This is a genomic window from Mesorhizobium sp. P2_H9 (genome assembly GCF_056403215.1).
This window is the reverse complement of record NZ_JBFUFX010000008.1, coordinates 275527-290467: the sequence shown is the minus strand read 5'-3', so window position 1 is coordinate 290467 and position 14941 is coordinate 275527. Positions and strand designations below refer to the sequence as shown.

General features: G+C 61.5%; 15 protein-coding genes. 14 read left to right on the top strand and 1 reads right to left on the bottom strand.

The genetic code is table 11. The features are described 5' to 3' along the window. The first annotated feature begins 272 nt into the window (after positions 1-272). From arcD to AC1DXN_RS17050, 7 genes are all read left to right on the top strand, one after another. Positions 273-1739: an arginine-ornithine antiporter gene (gene arcD, locus AC1DXN_RS17080; protein ID WP_477274529.1), complete on the top strand. Its 1467-nt coding sequence runs from the start codon at positions 273-275 to the stop codon at positions 1737-1739. A gap of 14 nt (positions 1740-1753) precedes the next feature. After that, entirely contained in the window at positions 1754-2968 is a 1215-nt protein-coding gene (locus AC1DXN_RS17075; RefSeq protein WP_477274950.1) for an arginine deiminase, read from the top strand. A gap of 17 nt (positions 2969-2985) precedes the next feature. Next, complete coding sequence (gene argF, locus AC1DXN_RS17070; RefSeq protein WP_477274531.1) at positions 2986-3987, top strand: ornithine carbamoyltransferase; 1002 nt, start codon at positions 2986-2988, stop codon at positions 3985-3987. Position 3988: 1 nt separating this feature from the next. After that, complete coding sequence (gene arcC, locus AC1DXN_RS17065) at positions 3989-4936, top strand: carbamate kinase (protein ID WP_477274533.1); 948 nt, start codon at positions 3989-3991, stop codon at positions 4934-4936. 468 nt (positions 4937-5404) lie between these two features. Next, positions 5405-6112, top strand: coding sequence for an ABC transporter ATP-binding protein (locus tag AC1DXN_RS17060; protein WP_477249658.1), 708 nt, complete (start codon positions 5405-5407; stop codon positions 6110-6112). 4 nt (positions 6113-6116) lie between these two features. After that, positions 6117-8480, top strand: a complete 2364-nt coding sequence (locus AC1DXN_RS17055; protein WP_477274535.1) for an ABC transporter permease — start codon at positions 6117-6119, stop codon at positions 8478-8480. 4 nt (positions 8481-8484) lie between these two features. Next, a complete protein-coding gene (locus AC1DXN_RS17050; protein WP_477249654.1) occupies positions 8485-9681 on the top strand; it encodes an efflux RND transporter periplasmic adaptor subunit in 1197 nt (398 codons plus the stop codon). 132 nt (positions 9682-9813) lie between these two features. On the opposite strand, the gene AC1DXN_RS17045 is transcribed toward AC1DXN_RS17050, so the two are convergent. Beyond that, positions 9814-10275: an SRPBCC family protein gene (locus AC1DXN_RS17045; RefSeq protein ID WP_477274537.1), complete on the bottom strand. Its 462-nt coding sequence runs from the start codon at positions 10273-10275 to the stop codon at positions 9814-9816. Positions 10276-10487: 212 nt separating this feature from the next. On the opposite strand from AC1DXN_RS17045, the gene AC1DXN_RS17040 reads away from it, so the two are divergent. From AC1DXN_RS17040 to AC1DXN_RS17010, 7 genes are all read left to right on the top strand, one after another. Further along, complete coding sequence (locus AC1DXN_RS17040; RefSeq protein ID WP_477274539.1) at positions 10488-10880, top strand: hypothetical protein; 393 nt, start codon at positions 10488-10490, stop codon at positions 10878-10880. Positions 10881-11049: 169 nt separating this feature from the next. Then, positions 11050-11649: a CopM family metallochaperone gene (gene copM / locus AC1DXN_RS17035; RefSeq protein WP_477274541.1), complete on the top strand. Its 600-nt coding sequence runs from the start codon at positions 11050-11052 to the stop codon at positions 11647-11649. A gap of 12 nt (positions 11650-11661) precedes the next feature. Continuing rightward, entirely contained in the window at positions 11662-11940 is a 279-nt protein-coding gene (locus tag AC1DXN_RS17030) for a DUF5676 family membrane protein (RefSeq protein WP_477274543.1), read from the top strand. After that, positions 11940-12410 (top strand): hypothetical protein, encoded by a 471-nt coding sequence (locus AC1DXN_RS17025; RefSeq protein ID WP_477274545.1) that lies wholly within the window; start codon positions 11940-11942, stop codon positions 12408-12410. Before AC1DXN_RS17030 ends, AC1DXN_RS17025 begins: the two co-directional genes overlap by 1 nt. Before the next feature lie 19 nt (positions 12411-12429). After that, the gene (locus tag AC1DXN_RS17020; protein WP_477274547.1) at positions 12430-12753 is read left to right on the top strand and encodes a DUF2933 domain-containing protein; all 324 of its coding nucleotides are present in this window, start codon (positions 12430-12432) and stop codon (positions 12751-12753) included. 2 nt (positions 12754-12755) lie between these two features. Continuing rightward, positions 12756-13424, top strand: a complete 669-nt coding sequence (locus AC1DXN_RS17015; protein WP_477274952.1) for a methyltransferase family protein — start codon at positions 12756-12758, stop codon at positions 13422-13424. A gap of 49 nt (positions 13425-13473) precedes the next feature. After that, positions 13474-14904: a multicopper oxidase family protein gene (locus tag AC1DXN_RS17010; RefSeq protein ID WP_477274549.1), complete on the top strand. Its 1431-nt coding sequence runs from the start codon at positions 13474-13476 to the stop codon at positions 14902-14904. The last annotated feature ends 37 nt before the right edge of the window (positions 14905-14941 follow it).

The window sequence follows — 14941 nt, the reverse complement described above, 5'->3', positions numbered from 1 at the left end:
TGTCAAGGCGCCAAGCGATTCGCGCGCCCTCGACGATCTCGGGGGCGCAAGTCGGTCGCCATTCGTTCGGCGGCGGCGAAAGCCATCCATGCGACATCGGGCGAGTGGATCGGACACACGTGCAAGCGATGAGCGAGCGCTTTTCCCGGGCGCCCAGGAACCCCAAACTTGCCATTTGCCGCTCGCAGACGGATTTGACCGGTATCAAGGCAGCTAGTGCTGATTTCTTGTCTGTTGCCTCCCATCAGAGCCTTCAAAGTGGGGAGAGCATCATGACTACGGCCGATTTCAACATCCCTGTACCGAAAGTCGCGACCGCCGCACCAACGAAACTTCGACTGGGTTCCCTGACCGCACTGGTGATCGGTTCCATGGTCGGGTCCGGCGTGTTCAGCCTGCCGCAGAACATGGCGGCAGGTGCTGGTCCCCTCGCAATCCTGATTGGCTGGGCAATCACCGCGGTCGGCATGCTGGCGCTGGTCTTCGTCTATCAGTCGCTCGCGACCCGCAAGCCCGAGCTCGATGCGGGGCCGTACGCCTACGCCAAGGCCGGCTTCGGTCCCTTCATCGGCTTCAACAGCGCCTGGGGCTACTGGATCAGCGCCTGGGTTGGCAACGTCTCCTACGCGGTGATCGTGTTTAGCGCCCTGTCCTATTTCTTTCCCGCCTTCGGCGACGGAAACACCTGGCAAGCGGTGCTCGGCGCATCGGTCCTGCTGTGGCTGATCCACGTCCTGGTTCTTGCCGGCATCCGGCAGGCCGCCGTGGTGAACCTCATCGTCACGGTGGCAAAGATTGCTCCAATCGTCCTGTTCGTCGGCGTAGTGGCCGTCGCGTTCAAGCTGCAAGTCTGGTCGCTCGACTTCACCGGTCTGGGCAACGCCAGTCTCGGCTCGATCACCGCGCAGGTGAAGAGCACCATGCTGGTAACCCTGTGGGTCTTCATCGGCATCGAAGGCGCCAGCGTCTTTTCCGGCCGTGCCGAGCGCCGCAAGGACATCGCCACCGCGACAGTTCTCGGCTTCTTCACCTGCCTCGCACTCTATGCCTTGGTGTCGCTACTGTCGCTCGGCATCCTGAACCAACCTGAGCTCGCCGCGCTGAAGAACCCATCCATGGCCGGTGTGCTGGAGGCCGTTGTCGGGCCCTGGGGCGCTATCCTGATCAACATCGCGCTTGTCGTGTCCGTGATCGGCGCGTTCCTCAGTTGGACGCTGCTTGCGGCCGAAATTCCGCACGTCGCCGCCAAGGACGGCACGATGCCGAAATTCTTCGGCCGCGAAAGTGAGCGCGGTGTACCCTCGATCTCGCTCCTAATCACCAATCTGCTCGTCCAGGCTTTCCTGGTGATCACGCTTTTCGCGCAGAGCACCTACCAGGCGCTGTTCTACATCGCGTCCGCCGCAATCCTGGTTCCTTACATCTTTTCTGGAGCTTACGCGGCCAAGCTCGCGCTTACCGGCGAGAGCTACGAGGGTGGTGAGCAGCGCGTCGGGCCACTTTTTGCCGGGTTGCTGGCGACGGTCTATGGGCTGTGGCTCGTCTACGCGGCCGGGCCTGCCTACCTGTTCATGTGCGCGATCCTCTATGCGCCCGGCATCATCTTCTACATCTGGGCGCGCCGCGAAACCAATCAGCGCGTGTTCCACCCTGTTGAAGCAGCGCTCGCCACAGCCCTCGTCGCCGTCGCCATCCTCGCCGTTTACGAGATGTGGACTGGCGCCGTCAGCCCACTTTGAAAGGGTTGGTTTCGATGACGAACCTGGGTGTCCATTCCGAAGTCGGTCGCCTGCGCGAGGTGATGGTCCACCGTCCTGACCTCAGCCTGCGCAGGCTGACACCGGAAAACTGCAAGGCGCTGCTCTTCGACGACGTGCTGTGGGTCAAGCGGGCCCGCCAGGAACACGATGTCTTCGTCGATGCGCTGCGCGAACGCGGTGTGCTGGTGCATTCCTTCGGGGAGCTCCTGGCTGAGACAATGAGCCTGAGCAAGGCCCGCGACTGGCTTCTCGATCGCAGGGTGCACGCCGGTATCGTCGGGCTGGACATGGTCGACGAGTTGCGCGGATGGCTCAACGAGATGCCGTCAGAGCTGCTTTCGTCCTACCTTGTCGGGGGCATTGCCAGGGCGGAGCTTCCTTTCGAGCCCAAGGGCCTGACCGGAAGGACGCTCGCCCCCCAGGACTTTGTGCTGCCGCCGCTGCCAAACCAGCTGTTCACCCGCGACAGTTCCTGCTGGATCTACGGCTCGGTCTCAGTCAATTCCATGTACTGGCCCGCCAGACGCCCGGAAGCGTCCAATGTCGAAGCCGTCTATCGCTTCCATCCCCGCTTTCGCGACAGTGGCATCCCGTTCGTGTCGCCGGACCCGGGAACAGGTACCAGCCTTGAAGGCGGCGACGTCATGCCGATCGGTGGTGGAACGGTTCTCGTGGGCATGGGGGAGCGCACCACGCCGCAAGCCGTGGGCGACCTCGCGCGCAACTTGTTCGCGGCCGGTGAGGCGACGCGCATAATTGCCGCCTTGATGCCTCGGGACCGCAGTTTCATGCATCTCGACACCGTCTTCACCTTCTGCGATCGCGACCTCGTCACCTTGTATCCGGCGGTGATCGACCGGTTGCGCACTTTCTCGCTACGGCCAGGCGATGGAGTGGCGGCGGTCGAGGTCACCGATGAGGCAAAACCATTCACGGCCGTGGTTGCTGAAGCCCTTGGACTGAAATCGCTACGCATCATCGCCACCGGCGGCGACCGCTACGAGGCCGAACGCGAGCAATGGGATGATGGCAACAATGTCGTGGCGGTCGAGCCCGGCGTGGTCATCGGCTACGATCGCAACGTCTACACCAACACGCTGCTGCGCCGTGCCGGGATTGAAGTGATCACGGTCGAAGGTGCCGAACTCAGCCGCGGTCGCGGCGGCGGACACTGCATGACCTGTCCGATTGTCCGCGACCCGATTTGACCCGAAAGGTAGTCCCGATGTCGATCAACCTTCATGGCCGCTCCGTCCTGACCCTGGACGACCTCACCGCCGACGAGATCCGCTTTCTTCTCAAGCTGGCCGCGGACCTCAAGGCTGCCAAGCTCGCCGGTCACGAAATCCCGCGTCTTGTCAGGAAGAACATCGCTCTGATCTTCGAAAAGGATTCGACGCGCACACGCACGGGGTTCGAAGTGGCGGCCTATGACCAGGGCGCTCACGTCACTTATTTCGGCCCCACCGGCAGCCATATCGGCCACAAGGAATCCATGAAAGACACCGCCCGCGTGCTCGGCCGCATGTACGACGCGATCGAGTATCGCGGTTTTGGCCAGCACCAGGCCGAATTGCTGGCCGCGCATGCCGGCGTGCCGGTCTACAATGGTCTTACCGACGAGGCGCATCCGACGCAGATCCTCGCCGACCTCATGACCATGCGTGAATTCACGCACAAGCATCTTTCGGACATGACCGTCACCTTTGTCGGTGAGGGCCGGGACAATGTCGCGTTGTCGCTGGCGCTCGGAGCAGCCAAGGTCGGTATCGACATGCGCATCGCGTCGCCAAAAGAACTCTGGCCGGATGAGGAATTCTGCGCCCATGTCAGGGATCTGGCCGAACGCAGCGGTGGCCGTTTCCGCCTCGACGAAGACGTGACGGGCTGTGTCCAGGATGCTGATTTCATCTACACCGACGTCTGGATGTCGATGGGCGAGGACAAATCGGGCTGGGCCGAGCGCATTCGCCTTTTGACGCCCTACCGCGTCACCAGCGAGGTGATGGCGGCCGCCGGCAACCCTCATGTCAAATTCATGCATTGTCTGCCGGCGTTCCACGACACCGATACCGAGATAGGCGCCTTCGTGGCGAAGGAATATGGCATCGACTGCATGGAGGTCACCGACGAGGTGTTCGAGTCGGCTGCGTCGATCGTCTTCGAACAAGCCGAAAACCGGATGCACACGATCAAGGCCCTGCTCGTCGCCACGATCGGCAACTGACATGCTTATCGTCGTTGCGCTCGGCGGAAACGCACTCTTGCGTCGCGGAGAACCGATGACGGCCGGGAACCAGCGCGCCAACATCGTGCGCGCTGCGTCCGTGCTGGCCAAACTCGTCGGCGAAGGGCATTCGATTGTGGTCACACACGGCAACGGTCCGCAGGTGGGACTTCTGGCTCTGCAGGCAGCGGCAACCTCGGATGGCCGCACTTTTCCACTCGACGTGCTTGGCGCCGAGAGCGCAGGGATGATCGGCTACGTCATCGAGCAGGAACTCGGCAACCTTCTCAAGGACAGGCTTTTTGCGACCCTGCTGACACAGGTGAAGGTCGATCCGCACGATCCGGCTTTCGCTCACCCGACGAAGCCTATTGGCCCGGTCTACGATGAGGCAACAGCCCGCGGGCTGGCCAACGAACGCGGCTGGCAGATTGCGCCCGATGGCGACAAATGGCGCCGTGTTGTGCCCTCGCCCAAGCCGCTGGAGATCCTTGAGGCCTCCGTGATCTCGTTTCTCGTCGAGCGCGGCGTGATCGTTATCTGCACCGGTGGCGGCGGTGTTCCGGTGATAGCCCGCGACGATGGCAGTCTTTGCGGCGTGGAGGCCGTCATCGACAAGGATCTGGCAAGCTCGCTTCTTGCGCGTCAATTGAAGGCCGACATGCTGCTGATGCTGACCGATGTCGATGCGGTCTATTCCGACTACGGCGCCGCCACCGCTCACGCGCTCCGTCGGGTTGCAACGACGGAGATATCCGGGCGGGATTTTGCGGCCGGCTCCATGGGGCCGAAGGTCAGCGCCGCAATCGAGTTCGCTGATGCAACGGGCAAGCCTGCAGCGATCGGCAAGCTCGATGACGCGATCGAGATCGTCAGGGGTGAACGCGGCACGTGGTTCGAAGCCAGCGCTCCGGCATCACTCATCGAGACTTTCGGAAATAGTGCGTAGCGGTTTTGCGTCCCGAACTGCGGAAAACAAAGAGGTGAGCGGTGCTGTCGAAGACCTGCCCCAGGCTACTGCCGCGTCTGCCATGGTGTGGATTTCGCTGCATTGTACCGCCGGCATGCCTGCTGAGGTCGAGATTGCCTTGCTGTCCGTGCCCGGTGCCGGAATTGCAAAATGGCTAGCAGCAGGTCCCTGCCCGTGTCGATGCCAACATCAGTTTGACGGGCATCAAGGCGGGAGACTGGGCTTCATGGTGATCCTGTTCAAGATTCTGCAGGAGGCACGAAAATGCTCTTCAACACCATCATGGTTCAGCTGGACATCGATTCCCCTGCAGCGCCGCGAACGACCTATGCCCAGAATTTGGCATGGCAGAAGCCGCCCCAAATCGGCGGCAAGGTTTGATGAACGTCAAGGTGTCCGGCCATGAATGTCGTGACAATCGGTGGGTCGCACACAAGGCCGGCAAGCATGCAAGCTCCGATTTTTTCCGCCCATGGGGTGACCAAGGTCTACCGCAGCGGCGAGGTCGAGGTTTTCGCCCTGCGCGGTGTCGATCTCGACCTCTATGAGGGAGAGATCGCCGTCCTGCTTGGGCCGTCTGGCAGCGGAAAGTCGACGCTGCTAAACATCATGGGCGGGCTTGATCGGGTGACCGCGGGTGAGGTGCGCTTTCGCGACCAGGATTTGACCACCTTTTCCGAGCGGCAATTCACGCGCTTCCGGCGCGATCATGTCGGCTTCGTCTTCCAGTTCTACAATCTGATCCCAAGCCTTACCGCCTGGGAAAACGTCGCGCTGGTCACGGAGATTTCGTCCAATCCGATGAAGCCCGAGGAGGCACTGGAGATGGTCGGGCTCAAAGACCGCATGACGCATTTCCCCGCCCAGCTCTCCGGCGGCGAGCAACAAAGGGTGGCGATTGCCCGCGCAATCGCCAAGCGCCCGGAAGTGATGCTGTGCGACGAGCCCACCGGCGCCCTTGATTCAAAGACAGGTGTTCTGGTCCTCGAAGCGCTGTCGCGGATCAACGAGGAGATGAAGACGACGATGGCCATTATCACCCACAATGCCGGTATCCGGCAGATCGCGCATCGCGTCTTCACCTTCAGGGACGGTCGCATTGCCGATGTCGCCATCAACGACCAGCGGGCACGGCCCTCCGAAGTAAGCTGGTAACGTCATGTCGGTTCTCGATCGCAAACTTTTGCGTGATCTCCTACGGATGTGGGCGCAGGTTCTCGCTATCGCGCTCGTCATGGCCTGCGGCGTCGCAACGATCGTCATCGCCGTTGGCGCCTATCGTTCGCTGGAGCAGACCCGCGAGGCATTCTACGACCGCTATAGGTTCGCCACCGTATTCTCCGGGCTTACACGCGCGCCGCTGCATCTTCGCGAGCGCATGGCATCGATCGCCGGAGTGAGCGGACTCGAATTGCGCATCGTCAAGCCAGTTTTGCTGGACCTGCCCGGCATGGCCGAGCCGGCAACCGGCATCGCCGTCTCGATCCCCGACCGCGGCCAGCCCGCCGCAAACAGGGTCTACATGCGCATCGGCCGGTTGCCTGAGTCCGGACGGCCGGGCGAGGTAGCGGTGACCGAGCGTTTCGCGACCGCACACCGCATAGCGCCCGGCAGCAGGTTCGATGCCATCCTGAACGGCCGCAAGCGGACGCTCACGGTCACCGGCATCGTGCTCACGCCCGAATACATCTATGCGCTCGGCCCTGGCGACATGGTGCCAGACCCGCGGCGCTTCGGCGTCTTCTTCATGCCCCGAACCGTACTTGCCGGCATCTTCGACATGGGTGGAGCATTCAACGATGTTGCCATACGCACGCAGCGCAGTGCCGACGTTCAGGCCATCGAGGATGCCGTCGACCGTATCCTGAAGCCATTCGGAGGAACCGGTGCTTATGGGCGCGCCGACCAGATATCCCACGCCTTTCTCGACAATGAGCTGATCCAGCTCCGCGCCATGGCGACCGTCATCCCGCCGGTGTTCCTTTTTGTGTCGGCCTTCCTGGTCAACATGATCCTGTCACGGCTGATCGTGCTGGAACGCGAGCAGATCGGACTAATGAAGGCCATCGGCTACGGCTGGGAGGCAATTGGCTGGCACTATGCCAAACTGACGCTGGTGATCGCATTCATCGGCATCGCGGTCGGCGCCGGTGCCGGCAACTGGCTGGGCCATGGCCTTACCACCCTCTATGCGCGATTCTTCTCCTTTCCTTTTCTGATCTTCCAGCAAAGTCTCGACTTGTATGCCATCGCAGCCGCCACGAGCGCGCTGGCGGCGCTGTTGGGTGCGGCACGCGCGATCTGGAGTGTCGTGGAGCTTCCGCCGGCGGTCGCCATGCAACCACCAGCCCCGGTCCGATACCGGGCGTTGCTCACGAGCGATGGCCGACTTCTTTCAGCGTTTTCGCAATTGACCATCATGGCATTCAGGCATCTCGTGCGCTGGCCTTTGCGCTCCTTGCTGACGACGTTGGGGACCTCCCTCGCCGTCGCTCTGCTTGTGACGGCGCTGTTCTCCTTCGATTCCATAGCATTCATGGTCGACACCGTCTTCTTCCGTGCCGAGCGGCAGGACGCGACGTTGTCGTTCAGCGTCGAGCAATCGCCACGCGCCCTGCAGTCGGTTGCTGCCATGCCGGGAGTGCTGCGCGCCGAGCCGTTCCGCGCAACAGCGGTGGTTTTGCGCCACGGTCATCGCGAACGCCGGTTGGTGATCTCTAGCATTCCACACCGAGCTGACCTCGCGCGCGTTCTCGATCTAGATCTTGATCCGGTTGAACCGCCTCCGGCCGGCCTCATGTTGTCTCAACGGGTCGCCTCGCTCCTTGACCTGCGTATCGGAGACTTGGCTGAGGTCGAGTTTCTCGAACGGGCTCACCAAATTGCTCGCGTTCCTGTGACTAGCATCGTTCAGAGTTATGTTGGCCTTTCCGTCTATATGCAGGCCGAGGCGCTCGACCGGCTGGCCGGCGATGGACCACGGATTTCCGGCGTCAGGATAGCGATCGATCCGGCACGCCTGGGTGACCTTTACGCCACCATCAAACAGACGCCCGCCATCGCCTCGATCGCGCTGCAGGGCATATCGCGCCAGCGCTTCCGCGAGACGATTGGAGAGAACATCACCATCATGACCAGCGTCTATACGGCGCTTGCCGTCATCATTGCCTTCGGCGTCGTCTACAATTCGGCCCGTATCCAGCTTTCCGAGCGCGCGCGCGAACTCGCCGGCCTGCGCGTGCTCGGCTTCACCAGGGGTGAGGTTTCGAGTGTCCTGCTCATCGAGTTGGCCACCATCGTCAGTCTGGCGCAACCGCTCGGCTGGATCCTCGGCTATCTCCTTTCGTGGTCTGTCGTCAGAGGCTTCGAGAGCGACCTCTTCCGCATTCCGTTCGTCATCAATCGTTCCACTTTCGCGCTTGCCAGCCTGGTTGTGCTGGCCGTGGCCATGCTTTCGGCACTGATCGTTCGGCGTCGCATCGACAGCCTGGACCTCGTGCGCGTGCTCAAGACAAGGGATTAGTCCTATGAAGTCGATCTGGATGAAACGCGCTGGACTTGCGCTCCTCGCGGTTGCGCTGGTTGCAGGCTTCGGCTGGGCTTTGCGCGAGCAGCCGGCGTTGGTGGATTTGGCCAAAGTCACCGCAGCATCGATGCGCGTCACGATTCGCGAAGATGGTATGACGCGCGTGCGCGACGTCTACACGGTATCGGCGCCGATTGCGGGGCATCTGACGCGCACGGTGGTGAATGAAGGCGATGTGGTGAAGGCAAGCAATACGATTGTCGCGGCCATCCATCCGCTCGACCCGCCACTGATCGACCGACGTGCGGAAGCCGAGCTGCTTGCCAGCCGCGACGCGGCGCGCGCTGGTGTCGGTGTTGCCAAGATCGAATTGCAGCGCGCGCAATCGGCGTTGAAGCTTGCCGAGGACGAGTTGGCGCGGGCACTCAAACTCTTCGGTTCCGGCTTTGTCTCGGAGAGCGCCTTGCAGAAGCTCACCAACGAAGTCGACCTGCAGAAGACCGCGGTCGATGCGGCGAAAGCCGTCATCGGGCTTAGAAACGCTGAACTGGCGAACGCTGAGGCACGCCTGCTGCAGCCCGATCCAGCCGACCCGACCGGTGAAAGGTGCTGCGTCAATCTTCTCGCTCCCATCGACGGAACCGTTCTTGCCGTCATGGCAAGGAGCGAACAAGCCGTGGCGGCTGGCGCCAAGATTGCCGAGATCGGCAACGTCAATGATCTCGAGGTTGCTGTCGACCTGACGTCAACTGACGCAGTTCGCATCGCCCCAGGGACAAAAGCTGAGATCAGCGACTGGGGCGGCGATCGTCCGCTGCGTGCGACAGTGAGGCGCGTCGATCCAGCTGCATTCACCAAAGTTTCGGCGCTCGGGATCGAAGAACAGAGGGTTACCGTCGTTCTGGATTTGGATGATACGGACGGACGGCTCGGCCACAACTACCGAGTGTTCGTCGAACTGACCGTCTGGGAGTCCGCTGAAAGTGTGCAGCTGCCGATCGGAGCACTGTTCAGAAACGGCAATCGGTGGAACGTCTTTGTTGTTGAGGATGGTCGCGCCCACCAAGTGGACCTGGAAATTGGCCAAATGAATGACGATGTCGCTGAGGTGCTGTCGGGCTTGAAGCCTGGAGCCAGCGTTATCGTCCACCCTTCCGACACCCTTGTCGACGGTGGCCTCGTGGAGAGACGCAACTAAATTCGTGGCGGATCGGCAGTCCGACCTTCCCACCACGGCTTCCGTTGCCTGCACTCGATTGAATTCTCGCCAAACCGCGCACTGATTTCCAGGAGAGCAAGGCACACGGTTCGAAGCCGACGCTGGCCTCGCTCAGCCCGTCGAAGGGACTGCCTGCGCCCCCGCCGTCTCGAAATAGCGGGCGGCGTCTTTCGCCATCCGGCCAGTACACCAGCGCGCGTATGCATTCGCAAAGATCACGCCAAGCCAACGGGACGGTACCGCCTCCGGCAGGTCGTATTCAATGAAGACTCGAAGCCGGCACCCTCTCGCTTCGGGGATTATTTCGAAACCCATGCGATAGCGGCCGATTACCCAGAGATTTGGCGCTCCGATGGTCTCCCAGACCTTCAGTCTGGGCGGCGTCCGGACTGTAACCACCTGTTCGGCAGATAGCGCAATTCCAAGTATTTTTCCGTGGAATCCGAACTTGGAGCCGATCAAGCGGGCTTCGCCCGCATCGAATTCGTAGTCCATTTTCGAACCGAGCATCATCCATGACGAGGTGCTCATATGGGCACCCAGATGCCTGTGGTCGTCGAGATAGGCGAACACGGTCTCGGCTGCGGATTCTATCCCGACGATAGTCTCTGTGGAGCGGGACATTGCTGGCATTGTCTCACCTCGGGTTCATCCTGGTTCAGGACAGATCTAAGAAAACAGTCCGATCCGTATCGGATGAAGACCTGCAGATTTAAGCGCCCTCTCGCAGCCACGGCCTTGATTTGCGTCAAAGTGGCAGAGCCCAGTCGGGCTAGACTAAATGCATGAAAATCGCGTTGGCTCAGCTTCGGTTATTGCTGGCCGTGATCCTCCTGATCGCGGCCGGGGCCGTTGCCGGTGTTGTCGAGCAGGCTTCCGCAACGGCCTCTCTTACCGGTGTCACAGCTAGCGTTGCGACACTCTCGGCGCGCGCCCCGCACAAGGTGGCAGGTCACGTCGCTCTCACCGACCAGGACCATCATCGCGCCCCATGTGATGAGTGCCTGGGTTGCGTGCATTCGACCGGCTTCGGCTGCTGTGCTCCAGTCATTTCCGCGAGCGAATGCGACGTTCTCGATGACGCACAGGTTGCCATCCGCTTCATGGCGGGTAAGCCGCACCTGGAAACGGGTATCGACCCCGAGGCCCTCCTGCAACCTCCCCAGATCTTCGACTGATATCGCGTGCTCGCGGCCACGGGGGCTGTTGAATCCAGCGGTCTCCGTCTAGGCGCATAGCGCGAGAACGATCAGCAAAACCACAACCCGGCAGAAGCGCTCGGGCTGCTTTGCGCACCTATCTTCGGAGTTCGCTCGCCGGTCTCACATCAACGACAAGGAAACTGTCATGAAAACTCACCTTCGATTGATCACGTTTGCAGCATTCACAACTCTTTCAAGCGCGGTATTTGCCCAGACCGATCCGCACCATCCGGCGGCCGATGCGCCGCAAGCCACTATAGCTGCTCCAGCCGCAAAGGCGATGCCGGGCGGGTTGCCCGAGCAGTGCACGGCGATGATGTCCACGATGCAGAAGATGATGCCCATGATGGAGAAGATGGCTCCCATGATGCAGCAAATGATGCCGATGATGCAGCAGATGATGCAGGGTGGGCAAGGCGGCATGCAGGGGGGAATGATGCAGGGTCAAGGCGGCATGATGAACATGCCGATGGACTCTGCCGACATGCCCGAGTCCTCAAGGGCATACATGGATGCCATGAAGCGAATGGATGCACCCATGATGCAGGGCATCCAGGCCCGCGATCCCGATGTCGCCTTCGTCCAGGCGATGATTCCGTACCACCAGGGGGCGATCGACATGGCCCGTGCGGTTCTGCAATTCGGCAAGGATGATCAGGTCAAGGTTTGGGCCAATCAGATCATCACGGCTCAGCAGGCCGAGATCGCCGCCATGCAGGAATGGCTCAAGCAACAGGCGAAGTGACAGGAGGAAGACATGGACAAACTCAGCGTCCTGTCCGTCGGCATTGCTCTGGGCGTGACGTCGGCCCTGATGAGCATGCTCTGCGCTTTGGCTGTCGCCATCTGGCCAGAGGCAACATTCGATTTCTTCGGCGCCATCATGCACGGGCTAGACCTCAGCGCGGTCAGGTATACGGCGCCGATAAGCCCCGTCCGTGTTCTCTACGGCGTTCTCGGGCTTGGCATCGTCGGGCTGCTGGCGGGTGTCGTTTATGCCTCGATCTACAATGTCGTCGCCACGGGGCGCCGGTAATGCAAGTCAAGGTTCAGCCCATGAAAGCCACAGTCAAACCATGGACGACGTCGTCCGTCACTCTTGCTCTGGCGGGGATGATCATCGCCGGCATCGGACTGTATTTCATCGCCCTCAGGCCACCATTATTGCCCGAGGATGTCCGCTATATGAACCTCTCGGTTGCCGAGCTCGAAGCCATCGGTACGCGTCTTGCCATGTGGCTCACCCAGGTTTTCCGGGTGCTCGGCGGCTACGCCTTGGCCACCGGTGTTCTCCTGATTACGCTGGCAATCACCGCGTTCCGCGCGCGCCATCCGGTCGCGGTGGCCGGCGCTCTGGTCGGAGGAGCGTCATCCATCGGCTTGATGTCGGTGGTCAATTTCACGATCGGCTCTGACTTCAGGTGGCCACTGTTCGCCTGCGCGCTGGTTTGGGCCGTGAGCCTCATCGCCTATGGGCTCGAAAGCTCCAGCAATGACAATCGCTGACAAATAAGGAACCCATCCCATGAATACCGACAACGTTTACCGCATGTCCGATCCGCCGACCGCGTCCCAACCAGAACCGGAGGCCGAGGCAGGCGGATTTTGGACTTCGAAGACCGGCCTGGTTACGATGGCTTTCCTGCTGATCGCCGCATTTTTCCTGCTCACGGAGCACTGGGCCCATACCCTTGGTGTCCTTCCCTTTCTGCTGCTGCTCGCCTGTCCTCTGCTTCACATGTTCATGCATGGTGGCCACCGCGGGCATGGCGGTCACCGCGGCCATGGCAGGCACAAGGAACCCGAGCCGGGCGCGCATGACGGCACCACCCACCATAAAGGAGCATGACGATGGTCGAGCAATCTCCTGCCTACGGCCTCTGGGGCCTGGTCATAATCAATTCGGCGGTTTTCATCCTGTTCGCATTCAGCTTCTTCAAGCCGCGAACCGGCCGCGACTGGCGGTCCTTCGGCGCATTCAGTGCCTTCCTGGTGGCACTGTTTGCCGAGATGTATGGCTTTCCCCTGACGATTTACCTGTTCTCGGGGTGGCTGCAGTCACGATACCCCGGCATAGACTGGTTCTCGCATGATGCCGGTCACCTCTCGGAGATGATGTTCGGCTGGCGTCTCAATCCGCATTTCGGCCCCTTCCACGTTCTCAGCTCCTTCCTGATCGGCGGCGGATTCATGCTGATCTCGAGCGCGTGGCGGGTGCTTTACCAAGCGCAACATCACAATCGCCTCGCAACAGCCGGTCCATACGCCTCTATCCGGCATCCGCAATATGTCGGCTTCGTCCTCGTTATGGCGGGATTTCTCGCGCAATGGCCGACGCTGCTGACGCTGGCGATGTTCCCCATTCTGGTCGGCATGTATGTGCGGCTTTCCTTCATCGAAGAGCGTGAAGCAAGAAAGGAATTCGGGGACGCATACGACCGTTATGCAGCCCGCGTGCCGGCCTTCTTCCCGCATTTGGCAAGGCTGTTCGGTTCCCGCCGCGAGCGCCGCGCGCCCTGAGTGTGCTGAACGACACAACGAAATTCCAAATCGAAGAGAAGGAAACGATATGAAACGCCGGGATATCCTGAAGGGCGCAGTTGCAGGCGCCGCAGTTTTTGCGATCCCATCGCCCTTGCTCGCGGCAGCCTCCGCCAGTCAGTCAGGCGGCCAGACGCTCGGGATCTCACGCCGCACGATCGAGGTGAACGGCAAGGCCGCAAGCGTCTTCGGCCTGCAAAGGGCCGACGGCACGCCTGGCCTGCGCTTGCAGGCGGGCGAAGCCTTCAACGTGCTGCTTCGAAACGAGACTGCCGAGCCGACGATCATACATTGGCACGGGTTGACGCCGCCGTGGCCCAGCGACGGCGTCGCCGACGCGCCACTGCCGCTCATCGGCGCCAAGGTCGATCGGAGCTTCGAATTTCCGGTCGGCGGGCCAGGCACTTTCTGGATGCACGCCCATACCTTGCAGGAACAATTGCTGCTCGCGGCTCCGCTCATTGTCGCCGATCCCGCCGATGACGCAAAGGATGAGCAGGAGGTTGTTGTCCTGCTCCACGATTTCTCGTTCTCATCGCCTCAGGAACTGCTGGCCGGGCTGCAGAGCAAGAACACCGGCGGCTCCATGCCGATGGACGGCATGGATATGTCGGGAGCGAAGACCGACGCCATGGCAGGGATGAAGGATGGCGGCATGGCGATGGATATCAATGACATCGAGTATGACGCCTATCTGGCCAATGACCGGTCCCTGAACGACCCCGAGATCGTGCCGGTCGAACGGGGCGGACGCGTGCGCGTGCGGATCATCAACGGCGCCACCGCGACGGCGTTTACAATCGATTTCGGCGAGCTTGACGCCGAACTGATCGCGGTCGACGGTCAGCCTGTCGAGCCGGTCAGGGGCCGGCAGTTTCCAATGACGATGGGCCAGCGCATCGACGTGCGCGTGCAGGTGCCGCGCGACCTTGGCTCCTCCTTTCCAATCTTTGCGCTGCGCGAGGGAAGCAAGGAACGCACTGGGATTGTCCTGCGTCCGGCAGGGGCGGCGGTGGCCAAGATCGGGCCGGCCGTTGATGTCGACGCTCCGGTTCTTGACCTGGCGCTCGAGGCGCAACTTCGGGCAATGGCGCCGCTAGCATCACGCCCTGCGGAAAAGACATTCGAAATGGCGCTGACCGGCGATATGTCTGCCTATCGCTGGGGACTCGAAACCAGTGCGCCCATCCTTGTCGACAAGGGCGATCGGGTCGAGGTCACGCTGCGCAACGACACCATGATGGCTCACCCAATGCACCTTCACGGCCACCATTTCCAGGTAGTCGCGATTGACGGGCAGCGCTTTCAGGGCGCTGTTCGCGATACCGTGCTGGTGCCGCCGATGCGCTCGATCACCATCGCCGTCGATGCGGTCAATCCCGGCAAATGGGCGTTCCACTGTCACCATCTCTACCACATGGCGAGCGGCATGATGTCGACCTTCGCCTACCGAAGCTGAGACACCGCGGGCGGAGCGATTGCCGCCACGAACCGCA